This is a genomic window from Aquitalea sp. S1-19, from assembly GCF_024343515.1.
The window spans coordinates 28,083-41,616 of record NZ_RJTZ01000005.1 but is presented as its reverse complement, the minus strand read 5'-3'; the positions used below and the strand labels follow the sequence as shown (position 1 = coordinate 41,616).

At 61.4% G+C, this 13,534-nt stretch carries 16 protein-coding genes; 1 reads left to right on the top strand and 15 read right to left on the bottom strand.

What is annotated here, in order from left to right; all coding sequences use genetic code 11:
* Nucleotides 1-64 precede the first annotated feature (64 nt).
* The gene (gene tyrS, locus EGI20_RS01495) at nucleotides 65-1,339 is read right to left on the bottom strand and encodes a tyrosine--tRNA ligase (protein ID WP_498629091.1); all 1,275 of its coding nucleotides are present in this window, start codon (nucleotides 1,337-1,339) and stop codon (nucleotides 65-67) included.
* A 169-nt stretch (nucleotides 1,340-1,508) separates the two neighbouring features.
* Between tyrS and EGI20_RS01490 the strand changes: the two genes are divergently transcribed.
* Nucleotides 1,509-2,168, top strand: a complete 660-nt coding sequence (locus EGI20_RS01490; RefSeq protein ID WP_498629063.1) for a cytochrome b/b6 domain-containing protein — start codon at nucleotides 1,509-1,511, stop codon at nucleotides 2,166-2,168.
* A 17-nt stretch (nucleotides 2,169-2,185) separates the two neighbouring features.
* Here the strand turns inward: EGI20_RS01490 and EGI20_RS01485 are convergent, their stop codons facing one another.
* From EGI20_RS01485 to yjgA, 14 genes are all read right to left on the bottom strand, one after another.
* Nucleotides 2,186-3,079, bottom strand: coding sequence for a MerR family transcriptional regulator (locus EGI20_RS01485; protein WP_498629061.1), 894 nt, complete (start codon nucleotides 3,077-3,079; stop codon nucleotides 2,186-2,188).
* 29 nt (nucleotides 3,080-3,108) lie between these two features.
* Nucleotides 3,109-3,522 carry a nuclear transport factor 2 family protein gene (locus EGI20_RS01480; protein WP_498629059.1) on the bottom strand — a complete coding sequence of 138 codons (414 nt, stop codon included), beginning with the start codon at nucleotides 3,520-3,522 and terminating at the stop codon, nucleotides 3,109-3,111.
* Nucleotides 3,519-4,286: an SDR family NAD(P)-dependent oxidoreductase gene (locus EGI20_RS01475; protein ID WP_498629057.1), complete on the bottom strand. Its 768-nt coding sequence runs from the start codon at nucleotides 4,284-4,286 to the stop codon at nucleotides 3,519-3,521. Before EGI20_RS01475 ends, EGI20_RS01480 begins: the two co-directional genes overlap by 4 nt.
* Entirely contained in the window at nucleotides 4,283-4,816 is a 534-nt protein-coding gene (locus EGI20_RS01470; RefSeq protein ID WP_498629055.1) for a DUF3833 domain-containing protein, read from the bottom strand. Before EGI20_RS01470 ends, EGI20_RS01475 begins: the two co-directional genes overlap by 4 nt.
* On the bottom strand, nucleotides 4,813-6,048 hold the full coding sequence (locus EGI20_RS01465; protein WP_498629054.1) for an MFS transporter: 1,236 nt from the start codon (nucleotides 6,046-6,048) through the stop codon (nucleotides 4,813-4,815). Before EGI20_RS01465 ends, EGI20_RS01470 begins: the two co-directional genes overlap by 4 nt.
* Nucleotides 6,048-6,575 carry a chalcone isomerase family protein gene (locus EGI20_RS01460; RefSeq protein ID WP_498629052.1) on the bottom strand — a complete coding sequence of 176 codons (528 nt, stop codon included), beginning with the start codon at nucleotides 6,573-6,575 and terminating at the stop codon, nucleotides 6,048-6,050. Before EGI20_RS01460 ends, EGI20_RS01465 begins: the two co-directional genes overlap by 1 nt.
* A complete protein-coding gene (locus EGI20_RS01455; protein WP_498629050.1) occupies nucleotides 6,544-7,761 on the bottom strand; it encodes a class I SAM-dependent methyltransferase in 1,218 nt (405 codons plus the stop codon). Before EGI20_RS01455 ends, EGI20_RS01460 begins: the two co-directional genes overlap by 32 nt.
* 3 nt (nucleotides 7,762-7,764) lie before the next feature.
* Nucleotides 7,765-8,517, bottom strand: a complete 753-nt coding sequence (locus EGI20_RS01450) for a DUF1365 domain-containing protein (protein WP_498629048.1) — start codon at nucleotides 8,515-8,517, stop codon at nucleotides 7,765-7,767.
* Nucleotides 8,514-9,827 (bottom strand): NAD(P)/FAD-dependent oxidoreductase, encoded by a 1,314-nt coding sequence (locus EGI20_RS01445; protein WP_498629046.1) that lies wholly within the window; start codon nucleotides 9,825-9,827, stop codon nucleotides 8,514-8,516. Before EGI20_RS01445 ends, EGI20_RS01450 begins: the two co-directional genes overlap by 4 nt.
* A gap of 280 nt (nucleotides 9,828-10,107) precedes the next feature.
* Nucleotides 10,108-10,539 (bottom strand): c-type cytochrome, encoded by a 432-nt coding sequence (locus tag EGI20_RS01440; protein ID WP_498629044.1) that lies wholly within the window; start codon nucleotides 10,537-10,539, stop codon nucleotides 10,108-10,110.
* Between the two features lie 71 nt (nucleotides 10,540-10,610).
* On the bottom strand, nucleotides 10,611-11,048 hold the full coding sequence (locus EGI20_RS01435; protein WP_498629043.1) for a c-type cytochrome: 438 nt from the start codon (nucleotides 11,046-11,048) through the stop codon (nucleotides 10,611-10,613).
* Between the two features lie 93 nt (nucleotides 11,049-11,141).
* Nucleotides 11,142-11,936, bottom strand: coding sequence for an indole-3-glycerol phosphate synthase TrpC (trpC, locus tag EGI20_RS01430; RefSeq protein WP_498629041.1), 795 nt, complete (start codon nucleotides 11,934-11,936; stop codon nucleotides 11,142-11,144).
* Nucleotides 11,937-11,963: 27 nt separating this feature from the next.
* A complete protein-coding gene (locus EGI20_RS01425) occupies nucleotides 11,964-12,929 on the bottom strand; it encodes a YheT family hydrolase (RefSeq protein ID WP_498629039.1) in 966 nt (321 codons plus the stop codon).
* 8 nt (nucleotides 12,930-12,937) lie between these two features.
* Complete coding sequence (yjgA, locus tag EGI20_RS01420) at nucleotides 12,938-13,477, bottom strand: ribosome biogenesis factor YjgA (RefSeq protein WP_498629037.1); 540 nt, start codon at nucleotides 13,475-13,477, stop codon at nucleotides 12,938-12,940.
* Nucleotides 13,478-13,534 lie beyond the last annotated feature (57 nt).

The following is a 13,534-nucleotide window of genomic DNA, read 5'->3' as shown; positions in this document are numbered from 1 at the left end:
AGTTAAGGCGGGGGGACGTGATGAAAAAGGCCGCGCACTGGGCGCGGCCTTTGTTGTGTCTCGCTTAGTGCCAGCGCACCAGGCAGTAGTTCTTCTTGCCGCGCTTAAGCAGGGTGTACTGGCCGAATAGGCGTTCAGCGTCGCTAAACACATGTTCAAGGCTGGCACCCTTGACGCCGTTGATGCTGACCGCGCCGCTCTGGATAAAGGTGCGCGCCTCGCTCTTGCTCTTGGCCAGGGAGCCGGCGAACAAGGCTTCGATCAGATTGTTCTGGCTGCGGTCGATTTGAACCGAGGGCATGCCGTCCTGTGCCAGTTGGGCGAAGTCGTCTTCGGTCAGACTGTCGAGATTCTCGCTGAACAGGCACTGGCTGATGCGCTGCGCCGCAGTGACGGCGGCCTGGCCATGCACCAGTGCGGTGACCTGTTCGGCCAGAATGCGCTGGCCTTCCGGCTTGCCTTCCCGTGCCTTGTCGGCCGCTTCGATGGCATCGATTTCTGCGGCAGACATAAAGGTAAAGAAGCGCAGGAATTTGTAGACATCGGCGTCGGCGGTATTCAGCCAGAACTGGTAGAAGGCATAGGGCGAGGTCTTTTTCGGGTCCAGCCATACTGCGCCGCCTTCGGTCTTGCCGAATTTGGTGCCGTCGCTCTTGGTCACCAGTGGCAGGGTCAGGCCGAATACTTGCTGCTGGTTCATGCGGCGGGTCAGGTCGATACCGGCTGTGATATTGCCCCACTGGTCCGAGCCGCCGATTTGCAAGCGGCAGCCGTGCTGGCGGTTAAGTTCGACAAAGTCATAGCCCTGCAAGAGGCTGTAGGTGAATTCGGTAAACGAGATGCCCACGTCGTCGCGGTTGATGCGCTGCTGTACCGATTCCTTCTTGATCATGGCATTGACCGAGAAGTGCTTGCCGATGTCGCGCAGGAAATCCAGCACATTCATGCGGCCGAACCAGTCATGGTTGTTGGCCATGATGGCAGCGGATTCGCCTTCGAAGCTCAAAAACGGCTCGACTTGCTTGCGGATCTTGCCGACCCAGTCAGCGACGATGTCCGGGGTATTGAGCTTGCGCTCATTGGCCTTGAAGCTTGGGTCACCAATCATGCCGGTGGCGCCGCCAACCAGGGCGATAGGCTTGTGGCCCGCCATCTGGAAACGCTTGAGTACCAGCACCGGCACCAAGTGCCCAAGATGCAGGCTGTCGGCCGTCGGGTCAAAACCGCAATACAGGGTCACCTGCTCTTTGCCCAGTATTTCGTCCAGGGCGGTGGCGTCGGTAACCTGTGCGATCAGGCCCCGGGCCTGCATGTCCTGGATCAGGGTGGACGGGTGCATCTGCTGATTCTCCAATTCTTGGGTGTGGCACCATGGCTGAAAACCGTGCGCTTCGGCACCGGCCATGCCGGCCATGGCTAAAAAGATTAACAATCTTACCCGAAAAGTGCCTGTTTGACCGCAGCGTGGCTAGCGTAGAATAACGGCATTAGAAAGCAGGGGGTTTCATATGAAGCAATTGGTGAAGGTTTGGGATTTACCGACCCGTGTATTCCACTGGGTGCTGGTCTTGCTGTTTGCCGGCATGTGGTTTACCGGTAACCAGTCGGGCAACTGGATGGAGTGGCATCTGCGTGGTGGTGTGGCGCTGGCTGCTTTGCTGTTGTATCGCGTGATTTGGGGCGTGCTGGGCAGTGAAACCGCCCGCTTCAGCGATTTTATCAAGGGCCCGCAGGCGATACGCCGTTATCTCAAAGGTGAACTCAAGGAAAGCGAACAGCCCGGTCATAACCCCATGGGGGGCTGGATGGTGCTTGTGATGCTGCTCGTGCTTGGCACGCAAGTGGTCACCGGCCTTTTTTCAGCCGATGTGAACGCCTATCTGTATGACGGCCCCTTGGCCAGCAGCATCAGCAGCGAACTGGCCGAGCAGATGAATAGCTGGCATCGCCTGAACTTCAATCTGCTGCTGGCCCTGGTCGGCCTGCATCTGACGGCGATTGTGCTTTACCGCGTGTTGAAAAAGCAGAATCTGGTCAAGGCCATGCTCACCGGCTACAAGAGCATAGAGGGCGAGGCGCCGACGCTGTATTTCGCTCCGACGGTGATTGCGCTGGTGACGCTGGTGGTCGCCTGTGGCGCGGTGTATTTCGTGCTGACGCGTTTTTGAGCCTGCATGTCTGCTGCTTAGACGGGATGTGCGCTGCGCCACTGCGCGACTTGCAGCTCAATCTGATCCAGCCCCTGCATGATGTGCAGCCTGAGCGCTTGCGGTTTCAGGCGCCGGGTGCCGGCACCGCCGACCCATAATTGGCTCGCAGTCGGGATGCTGGTCAGTAGCTGGCCGATTTCGTCATCCAGCGGCCCGCTGTAGGCCGCGGAAAACGACAGGGCCAGCACATCGATACGGTGCTGGATCATCGCCTCGCCCATCTCGGAAAACGGCATGCACGGGCCGAATGCCAGGCATTCGCAACCGGCCAGTCGCAGCAGGGCCTCAGCCATCAATAGCCCAAGCGTGTGCGGTTCGGCCGGGGTGCTGGTGAGCATGATGCGCGGCCGGCCTGTGCTTGAGGGTAGGGCGGATAGCGCTTCGCGCAGCAGCCGGATCAGCTCTTCGGTATAGAGGTGCTCGTGGAAAATGCGGATTTCGCCGCGTGACCAGGCATCGCCCACCAGGGCATTGGCTTGCGGCAGGAAAACACAAACAAAGTGTGCCAGCCCCATCTCTTGCAGCCGCTGCTGCAAGTCTTGGCGCAGGGCTTGCCCATCCTGATGGCGCAATAGATCGATCAGGCCATCGCATAAGGGCGGGGTTTCCCGTTTGGGCAGATGCAGTTCGGCCATCTCCTCCAGTTGTGCCGGTGTCAGCGCCATCAGCCGGCCCGGGCGCAAACCCATATCCATCAGCCGGCGAATCTGGCACAGGCGCGCCACCTGCTCGGGCGGGTAAAGGCGGTCGCCTTGCGCATCGCGCGCTGGCATCGGGTAGCCGTAGCGGCGTTCCCACATTCTCAGTAGCTGGCGGGCAATGCCGGTTTCGCGCTCGACGGCCGCAATTGGCAAGCCTGGCATACTCATGGACGTGTCCTTGATCTGAAGGAGGCGGATTATGCCATGCGCCGCTTGAGCCAGCGCAATAGCGTGCCCAGTAGCGGCAGGGCTTCGTAGACGCCACCGGCGGCATCCCAGTAGTCGCGATGCTCGGCAATCAGGCCAGCTTCGTCCAGTTGCAGCAGGCTGCCGCCATGAATCAGGCGTGCGCGGCCAAACAGTGAAAAGCTGAAATCCCAAGTGACAAAGGCGCGATTGCCTTCGCATACCGTCTCGATAATCGTGAAGCGTGGTGCCTGCAGTTTTTCGAACATGCGCGTATAGAGTTGAGTGATCGCATCCCGCCCTTCGATACGCTGGAACGGGTCGCTAAAGCTGGCGTTAGCGGCATAAACGTGGCCGATATCGGCCAGACTCTCCGGGCTTAAACGGGCAAACCAGTCAAGATGTGCGGCAAAACGACTATTCATAGTCCGGTGACCTTGTGCATCAGGTAAAACCAGGCGCGGTAAGGCAGATGTGCGGCGAGTTTGACCCAGCGGGTAAAGCGTTTGGGGAAATGGATATCGAAGTTGCCAGCGGCAAAGCCGGCCAGAATTTCGTCAGCCGCCTGTTCCGGGCTGATCAGCGCGGGCATGGTAAAGGCGTTGCCGGCGGTGAGCCGGGTTTTGACAAAGCCCGGGTTGATTACCCACACCCCGATGCCACGCGGGGCAAGATCCAGATACAGCGTTTGCGCCAGATGATTGACCGCTGCCTTGGTCGCACCATAAACCAGCGCATTGGGCATGCCGCCGGCTCCTGCGACGCTGGCCACCAGTGCGAGGCCGCCGTTTTGCTGGCGCAGCAGTTGCGGCACGCAGGCAGCAACGGCGTAAAACGGTGCCATCAGGTTGATGTCGGTCAGGCGGCGCGCGCTGTCCGGTGTCAGCTCCCAGGCGCGCAGCGCCTGATAGTCGCCGGCCAGCAGGATAATCAGGTCGATGCGGCCCCATTGGGTGCTTAGTGTGTCGCAGGCATGCTGCCATGCCGCCGCGTCGGTGGCATCGAACGGCAAAACGATGGCGCTTTGTCCTGCCTCCTCCTCAAGTGCCTGACGGTTGCGCCCGGACAGTGCAAGCGTTGCGCCTGCACCTTGCAGCCTGGAAGCCAGCGCAGCGCCTATGCCGTGGCCGGCACCGATCAGCCAGACGCGTTTGCCGTGCCAGTTGCTTATGCGCGGGTTAAGGCTCATTGCACCGCTCCTTTTTGCAGCATCAGGGTGATGGTGCCTACCTCGATGCCGAGTTTGCTCATGACCGAGCGGTTCAGCAGTTGCTTGTCGTCGATCTGGAACATCCAGTCATCAATCGCCACATCCCATTCGCGCCCATCGACCTTGATGCGCAAGGTGTAGGCCAGATTGAATGCGGCGCCAGACCCCGCGCCGCGGGCATCTCCCACTACATCGCCGGCACGGCCCAGATAGCTGCCATCTGGTTGTCGCGCCAGTGTCCAGACGCGGCGCTGGCGTTCGCCATCGTCAAACACAAACCGCTCATCCAGCTGGCCGTGTGTGCCTTGCCAGCTGGCGTCGATATCAACGACAAAACGGCGCAGCACCTTGCCGTTCCTGTCCTGCACCATGCCCCAGCCGCGTAGCGGCCCGGCAAAAAACTGTTCGAGTTTGAGCGCAGGTGTGGTGGCCTGGTAGTCGGCCAGTTTCGGGCTGCTGCATGCACAAAGCAGCAGGGCGCACAGCAGCAGGGTAAAAGAGCGGATCATGGTGTGCCCTCCAGTTGGGGTCGCAAGCGCGCAAGCCAGGCCCAGGCAATCAGTTTGACGGTGCAAGGCAGGCCGGCGTAGAGCAGGATCAGCGCGCTGGTGTTGGCACTATTGCCCGGGGTGTAGCCGGCTAATGCCGCCAGTGGCAAGGCTGTGCCGGCTGCCAGCGCCAGCGCCAGCTTGCCGACCAGGCTGACAGCGCCAAAGTAGGCGCCACCGCTGCCATGGACTTTCTCATCGATAATGTCGGCCACCATGGCGGTGGAGTAGGCCAGGTCTGCCCCCAGTGCGGTGCCGGTCGCGATGCAGACCAGCCAGAAGGCCGCATGATTGTCTTGGTTTAGCCAGGGCACCAGCACGAAGCCAGCCAGCGCCAGCGCCATGCCGACATACCATGCGCGCACCTTGCCCAGCCGGACGGCCAGGCGCAGCCATAAGGGCAGGCTGGCCGCTGCGCACAAAAAGTAGCTGAGCAAAAATCCGCCCGCCAGTTCGGGTGCGCGCAGCACATCGGCAACATAAAAATTGAACAGGGTGGCGGGCAGCGCCATCGCCATGGCGTTTAGCAGCAGCACCAGCAAGAGGGCGAGAAAGCGCTTGTCGGCCAGAACAATGCGCCAGTCGGGACGGGCGGCGGGCACTGCAGGCGCAAGCGGGGCGCGGTTAAAAGCCCATAGCGCAAGCAAGCTTGCCAGCACCAGCAAGGCGGCAAAAGCAGCCAGGCCAGTCTTGATGCCGTAGCGGGCGCTCAAGGTGGCTGGCAGTGCGGCTGCCAGCAAGACGCCGACCACGGACAAGCCTTCGCGCCAGGCAACGATGCGCTCGCGCTCGTGTTTGTGGCGGCTTAAGGCTGCGCCATAGCGTAAAAGCGCGATGCTGACCCAGCCGTGGGCGGTGTAGACCAGCAGCAAGGATGCTGCCATCTGCCAGGCAAGCGAGAGGCCGGTCACGGGGAGCAGCAGCCAGAAAAATCCGGCCAGACCCAGCGCGGTCATTAACAGGGTCACGCGGCGCAAGGCCGTGTTTGAGAGTTTGTCCTGCCAGACACCCAAGAGCGGGTCCTGCGCGGTATCGATCAGCCGGGCCCCAAACAGCAAGGCGCCGATCAGGGTGAGCGACATGCCGTATTCGCTGGCATACAGCATGGGTGTGAAGACATAAACCGGCAGGGCCGCCATCGCCAGCGGCAGCCCGGGCAGGCCTGCATTCAGTCGCGCGCGTGTGCCAAGCATTAGCGAGCCTTGGCCAGTAGCGCGCTGCGTAGCGCCGGCTCGCGTGTTTGTGGGCTGAGCCAGATGCTGAAAAAGCGGCGTCCGAAGCCCGGGTCGGTAATCTGCCCGGTTTCCCTGCCGTTGTGCCAGAAGCGGGTATGGCCGTTGGCATCCTGTGCGCCGACGATCACATCGCCTTCGCTGACGCTGGGAAAAACGCGGCGCAGCGTGCTGAACACCTGCGGCAGTTCCGCTTTGGGTGTGCCCAAACGTGCCATCTCGTCACGGCTGGAGGCGGCCAGCTCGTCGGTGCTAAAGGCGCGCGCGTAGCGTATTTCCAGTGCGAACGGCGCTTGCCAGGCAAATTCGCGCCCGCCCGGGGTGTACAGCGTCGCCTGATACAGGCGCAGGCCGAACCAGCGCATATTGCCGCTGCCCCTTGCCTCCAGATCCGGCAGCGTCTGCGTCACGCTGGCGGGCAGCGCTTGCGCGAGGGTGGTTGCCAGGCATAGCGCACTAAGAACGATGAATTTCAAGCTGGCAGACATCGGTTCGCTCCGTATCAAATCCTGCAATGCAATAAGCCAGATAAAAACGCCACAGCCTGACAAAAGCCTCGTCAAAGCCCTGGACGTGTATCCGCTGTAGCTGTTCCTCGAATTGCGTATGCCAGCGGCGCAGCGTTTCGGCGTAGTCGGCGCCGAAACGGTAGTCGTCGGCAAGACTCAGGCCGGCGCGGGCAATTTCACGCTTGAGCGCAGCGGGGCTTGGCAACATGCCGCCGGGGAAGATGTATTGCTGGATAAAGTCGGTGCCTTTGCGGTAACGGGCAAAGTATTCGTCGGCGATGGTAATGACTTGCACCAGTGCGCTGCCGCCTGGCTTTAAGCGTTCGCGCAAAGTGGCAAAATAGCCGGGCCACCAGCGCTCGCCCACCGCCTCCAGCATTTCAATCGATACGATATGGTCGAACTGGCCGCCCACATCGCGATAGTCGGTCAGGCTCAGACTGGCCATTTGCGCTACGCCCGCCGCTTCCAGCCTTGCCTGTGCATAGGCAAGTTGCTCGATCGATAGCGTCACGCCGGTGACGTGGACGCCACGGCTGCGGATCGCATACTCGGCAAAGCCGCCCCAGCCGCAGCCGATTTCGAGGATGCGCGCGCCAGGTGCCGGATTCAGCCGCGCCAGGATGCGCTCGTATTTGGCTGTTTGTGCATCTTCCAGCGAGCGGCTGTGATCCCCTTCGAACAAGGCCGACGAGTAGGTCATGCTGCCATCCAGCCAGAGCCGGTAAAACGCATTGCCCAGATCGTAGTGGGCGTGGATATTGCGGCGGCTGCCGGCGCGGGTATTGGCGCGCGTCAGATGGCGCAGCCAGTAGGCCAGCGTCCCCAGCCAGCTGCCATGGATGGCCTGCTCCAGCGCATGCTCATTGACGGTAGCCAGATGCATCAGCGCGACCCAGTCCGGGCTGTCGACCAGCCCGTCACGGTAGGCTTCGGCCAGCCCAATGTCCCCGCTGCGCGCAATGCGGGTCAGCGCCTGCCAGTCGTGTACTTGCAAGGTCGCGTGCAGCGTGCCCTGCGTTCCCCGGTAATGCTGGCTTTGCCCTTGCGGGTCGATAAGGGTCAGTGTGCCGTGGCTGATGCGCGGCAGCGCCAGCAGCAAAGGGCGGGCCGCAAGCGGCAGGCCGGGAGTCTGGCGAGTCAGGCTCTGGCTGGCAGTGTTCATGCTTCACTCCTCGTGAGGTTGGGGTGGGTGGTGCCCGTCTTTACCGATAAAAGGCACGCCCTTGCGCCATAAGCGAAAGGCTTGCCAGTGGATGCGCAGCCAGACGGCAAAGGTCAGCGAAGAACAGGCCAAGGCGATACGCAGCCAGTTGGCGGCAGAAGCAGGGCGTGCCTCACCGCTTAGCAAGGCACAGAAGGAGGGCGGTGCTTCTTGCGGGCTGTAGTCGATACGCACGGAGAAATGCTGCTGGCCGGTTTGCAAAAAGCGGAAGTCATACTGCCCCTCGATGCGGTAAAACGGCGACACTTGCAGCGCCTTGGTCGCGCGCCCGTAAAGTGCGCTCGCGCTGGGTATGGCGGGTGCCGGCAGGCAGTAATCGTGGTGCGCACCAAAGGTATTGTTGACTTCAACCCATGCCGCCAGCAGCCGGCCTTGCGTGTCTTCGGCCAGATAGAAGCTGGCCGGGTTGAATACATAGCCCAGCACGGATGGCAGGGTATGCAGCCGGATGCGGGCGATGTCGTGGATGTTGTGTTCAGCCAGGCGCGCGCATAGCCAGGGAAACAGGGGGCTACCGTCACGCGGACCATGGCGCTTGCGCTGCCAGGCAATGCCGGGTGCCAGCGGCAGGCGCTCGACATCGCATTCGGGCAGGGACAGCGCAAGCCAGGCATGCGGATAGCGAAAGCTGTGTTTGACCGGTGCTGTCCGGCCATGCCAGACATGACCGACAAAGAGCTGTGCCAGCGCTTTCATGCGGGTGCGGCCTCAAGGTTTTTTGCTGTGCTTGCCAGGGCGATGGGTTTGAGCTGGTGTGGCCACGGGATGCTGGCACCCAGTGCGATGGCCACGCGCATGCCGGCCTTGAGACCGTCTTCGTGAAAGCCGTTGCCGGTCCATGCGCCGGCAAACCAGACGCCGCCCTGGCCTTGGATGCTGTCCAGCCGGGTTTGGGCTGCGCTGGCATGCTGGTCAAGCAGGGGGTGGGCATAGTCGAATTCGGCCAGCACGCCTTTGGGTTCGCGGTGCGGATTGAGCGTCACGATGACCGGGCTGCTAAAGGGCAACGGCTGCAGCTGGTTGATCAGATAGCTGACGGTGACCGCGTCGGTGTCGCGGCCATGACGTGCCATGCGGTAATTCCACGCCGACCAGAGTGCTTTTCTGTCCGGCAGAAAAGATGTATCGGTGTGCAGCAGCGTACGGTTTTTCGGATAGCGGATGGCGGCCAGTAGCGCGTGTTCGGCGTGCGTGGGTGACTCAAGCAGCGCCAATGTCTGGTCGGTGTGGCAGGCGAACACAATCTGGTCGAAGTGCTCGCGTCCGGTTTGGCTGTCGACCCATACGCCTTCGTGGTCACGGCGAACGCGCATGACCGGGCAGTTCAGGCGCAAATCGGATAGGCCGGCGCAAATCTTTTGCACATACTGGCGTGAGCCACCCACCAGCGTGCGCCATTGTGGCCGGTCACCTACCTGCAGCAGGCTGTGGTTGGCGCAAAACTCGAAGAAGGCCGCCGCGGAAAAGTCCAGCATGCCGCGGGTCGAGGTCGACCAGATCGCAGCTCCCATCGGTAACAGATACCAGCGGCGCATGGCATCGCCAAAGTGGTGGCGGTCAAGTATCTCGCTCAGGGTGGCGCCATCTTGCCTTGCTTCTGCTTGCAAGGCGGGGGCCAGACGGTGCAGGCGCAGAATGTCACGCACCATGCCCCAGAAGCGCGGGCGCAGCAGATTGCGCTTTTGGGCGAACAAGGTGGCGATGCTGCTGCCGGCCCATTCGACGCCGTCCGCTTCATGCGCAACCGAAAAGGTCATTTCGCTGGGACAGGTTTGTACGCCCAGCTGGCCAAACAGCGCAATCAGGTTGGGATAGGTGTGCGTGTTGTGCACCAGAAAGCCGGTGTCGACCGGGTGGGTGAGGCCATCCAGCGTGACGTCGACCGTATTGCTGTGACCGCCGGCATAGCCAGCTGCTTCGAACAGCGTGACTGCATGCCCGGCGCGCTCCAGTAACCAGGCGCAGGACAAGCCGGCAATGCCCGACCCGACAATGGCAATCTTCATAGCGGCTTCCCTCTATTGGTTTGCTGTCTTTATCCTGTATCCGATAGATTTAGTCAAGTTTTTGTATAGTACAAAAATGAACAGTTAAGCGCCTGCCCCTATGTGCCAAGGCAAAGCCTTATAAAAACGTATGGGTCGTCAGGCAGCAGGCGTGTGGGTGCGGTGGCGGATGTGCCACGGTGAGCAGGGGGCGGGAAATATTGGCGTGGCAGCCGGCCTGACTCAGAGAGGTAGTCAGGCTAGTGAGCACACCGATGCCGGGCTTGCCCGGCAAAGGGGGTTATTTTGCCGGGCCGCGGAATGCGTCGTGGCAGCTTTTGCAGCTTTGTGCGACGGCACCGTAACTGATGCGTATGGCTGCCATGTCTTTGGCGCGGGCAGCGGCATCCAGCGTGTCCACACGCTGCAAAAAGGTGGTCTGCTCGTTCTTGAAGCGCGCGTTCTGGCTCCAGATTTCGGCTTTGGCACGGCTGTTTGCTTGGCTGCCGGCAGGGAAGTTGGCAAAGGGCTTGCCGGCATCGGCCTTGAGGGTCGCCGCCTGGCGGGCAAAAACATCAGGCCGGTAAGCGTCGCGTCCGCGCACGACTGTGCCCATGGATTCGAAGCTGCGCAGCAGGGTCTTGAACTCCTTGACGCGGGTTTGTGCCGGCGTGTCGGCAAGGACGCTCTGGGCGCACAGCAAGGTGCAAAGCAAAAGAAGGCTGGATTTCATGGCTTGGGTAATCGTATGGATAAAAAAGCCCCGCCCGGATAAGGGCGGGGCAGCTTGCGTCTGGTGATGGCTTAATCGGCCTTGCGGAAGCTGTCGTGGCAGGATTTGCAGCTCTGACCGACTTTGCCGAAGGCGGGCTTGATGGCGGCCATATCGCCGGTGGCGGCAACCTTGGCCAGTTCAGCCGTCGCGGCTTCATGCGCCGTGATCTGCTTTTTCCAATCGGCAGGCTTGGACCAGATTTCGGCCTTGGCTCCGGTCTTGCCCTTGTCCGTGCCCGGGGTGAAGTACTGCCATGGCTGCTTGGAAATTTCTTCCAGATGCGCGGCCAGCTTGGCAAATTCGGCCTGATTGTAGGCGGTCTTGCCTTTGACCATGTCACCCATAGGGCCGAAGGTTTTCTTGTAATCCTTGAAAACGTCCTGGCGCTGGGTCACAGGGTCGGCAGCAAAAGCCAGCGAGCAACTCGCAGCAAGGACGGCACTTAGCAGCAGTTTTCCGGCATTCATAGATCGGGCTCCATTGTGGTCAGGGAAAAGATAGCTAGCAGCATATCATTTTTGGGTAAAGGCCACATTCGGGTGAGTGTTAATGAATATTTATTAGCCGGCAAACACCCGTGTCAGCGCTGCGCCGGGATCGGCTTCGCGCATAAAGGCTTCGCCGACCAGGAAGGTATGCACGGCATGCTCGCGCATGCGCGCGACATCGCTGGCGTTGACGATGCCGCTTTCGGTGACGGCGATGCGTTCGCTGCCGATTTGCGGCAATAGCGCAAGTGTGGTGGCCAGATCGACTTCGAAAGTACGCAGGTTGCGGTTGTTGACACCAATTAGCGGTGTCTTGAGCGTCAGCGCATTGTCCAGTTCGGCGCCGTTATGCACTTCCACCAGCACGGCCAGTCCCAGTTCCTGTGCTAGCGCTTCCATATCGCGCATCTGGGCGCTCTCAAGCGCGGCGGCGATCAGCAAGATGCAGTCGGCGCCCATGGCACCGGCTTCATAGATCTGGTAGTCGCCAATCAAAAAGTCTTTGCGCAGTACCGGCAAGGCGCACGCTTTGCGCGCCTGCTGCAAAAATGCGCTATCGCCCTGAAAATAGGGCACATCGGTCAGAACCGACAGGCAGGCGGCGCCATGTTCGGCATAGCTTTGGGCGATGTCTGCCGGGCGGAAATCGGCGCGGATCACGCCCTTGCTCGGGCTGGCCTTCTTGATCTCGGCAATCACGGCCGCGTCGCCTGCCGCGTGCTTGGCACGGATGGCTGCGACAAAGTCGCGCCGGTCTTCGCGCCGGTCTTCGGCTTCGGCGCGCAGCGAAGCGAGCGGGCGGCGGGCGCTATCGCGGGCGACTTCTTCGGCTTTGGTGGCCAGAATCTGGTTCAGAATGTCGGACATGGTTTCTCCTGCAAGGTCTGTTGTTTTTTATTCTGGCGCGTGTGTGTGTTCGAAAAAGCGCAGCAGGCGTTCGGGTAGCCAGGCCAGATGGCCGGGGAAGCGGCCGCTGGCAAAGCCGACATGGCCGCCGTGTTCGGGCTGCTCCAGCGTGACATAGCCGCTGACTTGTGCCGCGTCGGGCAAGGCGCTGGCTGGCAGAAAGGGGTCGTTTTTGGCGTTGATTATCAGCGTTGGGCGGCAGATGGCCGGCAGCAAAGGCTTGCTGCTGGCGCGCGCCCAATAGTCGTGCACGTCGCGGTAGCCGGCCAGCGGCGCGGTGACCAGATCGTCGAATTCGGCAAAAGTGCGTGCGGCCCTGACCCGTTTAGCGTCAAACAGGCCCGGGTGTGCCACCAGTTGCGCCAGCGCCTTGGGCTTGAGCGTGTCGAGGAACATGCGGGTATAGATGCCGCGCCCCAACCCTCGGTCCAGACAGGTGCTGGCAGCGGCCAAGTCCAGCGGTACCGAAACGGCTGCCGCTGCCTGGGCCAGTGCCGCTGTGCCGGATTCGCCCAGATACTTGAGTAACATATTGCCGCCTAGCGATACGCCGGCGGCAAACAAGGGATGCCGTTCCTGAGCCAGACGCGCCAGTATCCAGGCGATTTCTGCCGAATCGCCGGCATGGTAGGCGCGTGGCAAGGGATTGGGCATGCCGCCGCAACCGCGAAAATGCGGTACGACACCATGCCAGCCGCGCGCTTGCACTGCCAGCATCAGCGCGCGCGCATAGTGGCTGTCGCTGCTGCCTTCCAGCCCGTGAAACAAAACGACCAGCGGCTGGCCGCTTTGGCCGTGGATACGGTCTACGGCGATCTGTGCGCCATCCGGTGTGGCCCACAATTCTCGCTGGTAGGCAGGGCGGGGCGGGCGCATGAATAGCGCCGGCCAGATAGTCTGGGCATGGCCGCCCCGCAGCCAGCGCGGAGCGTGATAAGGCAGAGGAGCGGTCATGGTCGGGCTTAAGTGTTTTCTTCCTTGAGAATCTTCTTGCCCGGTTCCGGGTGGAAGTCTTTCAGGGTCTGGAACAGCTGGCGGTAGGCCTTGGGCGTTTTCTGCTCGGCCAAGTCCTTGCGTGCATTGCGGATGGTGGTGCGCATCTGCTGCACATCGGCTTCAGGGTGCTCGGTGATGAACACGGCCAGCATGGCATCGTCCGCCATCAGCCGGTCGCGCCAGCGTTCCAGCAGCATCAGCCAGGCCGCATGCTGCGAAGAGTCGCCGCGTACGATGGCCAGTTGCTGGCGGATAGGCTCGGGGTCGATGCTGCGCATCAACTTACCGATATATTGTTCCTGTCGCTTTTTCGCACCGTGGCTGGTGAGGCGCTTGTGCTCGAGCACGGCTACGCGCAGGTCTTCGTCCAGCTCGATTTTCTTGAGCTTGTCGGTGGAGAGTTCGGTCAGTGCCTTGCCCAGCTCCTGCAGCGCGTCCATCTGGCGCTTTTTTTCGGATTTGCTGGTCAGGCCTTCGTCTGCACTATCGTTGTAAAGGTTAGTCATGCTTGTCGCTGTGATTCCATTCAAGGCTGGTATGATACCCGAAAATACCGGCGCCCG

What these genes read in the sequence shown, in the direction of transcription:
- tyrS (WP_498629091.1), bottom strand. Translation starts at nt 1,339, where the DNA reads ATGCACCCGTCCACCCTGATCCAGGACATGCAGGCCCGGGGCCTGATC.
- yjgA (WP_498629037.1), bottom strand. Translation starts at nt 13,477, where the DNA reads ATGACTAACCTTTACAACGATAGTGCAGACGAAGGCCTGACCAGCAAA.
- EGI20_RS01455 (WP_498629050.1), bottom strand. Translation starts at nt 7,761, where the DNA reads ATGAACACTGCCAGCCAGAGCCTGACTCGCCAGACTCCCGGCCTGCCG.
- EGI20_RS01460 (WP_498629052.1), bottom strand. Translation starts at nt 6,575, where the DNA reads ATGTCTGCCAGCTTGAAATTCATCGTTCTTAGTGCGCTATGCCTGGCA.
- EGI20_RS01425 (WP_498629039.1), bottom strand. Translation starts at nt 12,929, where the DNA reads ATGACCGCTCCTCTGCCTTATCACGCTCCGCGCTGGCTGCGGGGCGGC.
- EGI20_RS01475 (WP_498629057.1), bottom strand. Translation starts at nt 4,286, where the DNA reads ATGAGCCTTAACCCGCGCATAAGCAACTGGCACGGCAAACGCGTCTGG.
- EGI20_RS01435 (WP_498629043.1), bottom strand. Translation starts at nt 11,048, where the DNA reads ATGAATGCCGGAAAACTGCTGCTAAGTGCCGTCCTTGCTGCGAGTTGC.
- EGI20_RS01480 (WP_498629059.1), bottom strand. Translation starts at nt 3,522, where the DNA reads ATGAATAGTCGTTTTGCCGCACATCTTGACTGGTTTGCCCGTTTAAGC.
- EGI20_RS01465 (WP_498629054.1), bottom strand. Translation starts at nt 6,048, where the DNA reads ATGCTTGGCACACGCGCGCGACTGAATGCAGGCCTGCCCGGGCTGCCG.
- EGI20_RS01440 (WP_498629044.1), bottom strand. Translation starts at nt 10,539, where the DNA reads ATGAAATCCAGCCTTCTTTTGCTTTGCACCTTGCTGTGCGCCCAGAGC.
- EGI20_RS01450 (WP_498629048.1), bottom strand. Translation starts at nt 8,517, where the DNA reads ATGAAAGCGCTGGCACAGCTCTTTGTCGGTCATGTCTGGCATGGCCGG.
- EGI20_RS01470 (WP_498629055.1), bottom strand. Translation starts at nt 4,816, where the DNA reads ATGATCCGCTCTTTTACCCTGCTGCTGTGCGCCCTGCTGCTTTGTGCA.
- EGI20_RS01485 (WP_498629061.1), bottom strand. Translation starts at nt 3,079, where the DNA reads ATGAGTATGCCAGGCTTGCCAATTGCGGCCGTCGAGCGCGAAACCGGC.
- EGI20_RS01490 (WP_498629063.1), top strand. Translation starts at nt 1,509, where the DNA reads ATGAAGCAATTGGTGAAGGTTTGGGATTTACCGACCCGTGTATTCCAC.
- EGI20_RS01445 (WP_498629046.1), bottom strand. Translation starts at nt 9,827, where the DNA reads ATGAAGATTGCCATTGTCGGGTCGGGCATTGCCGGCTTGTCCTGCGCC.
- trpC (WP_498629041.1), bottom strand. Translation starts at nt 11,936, where the DNA reads ATGTCCGACATTCTGAACCAGATTCTGGCCACCAAAGCCGAAGAAGTC.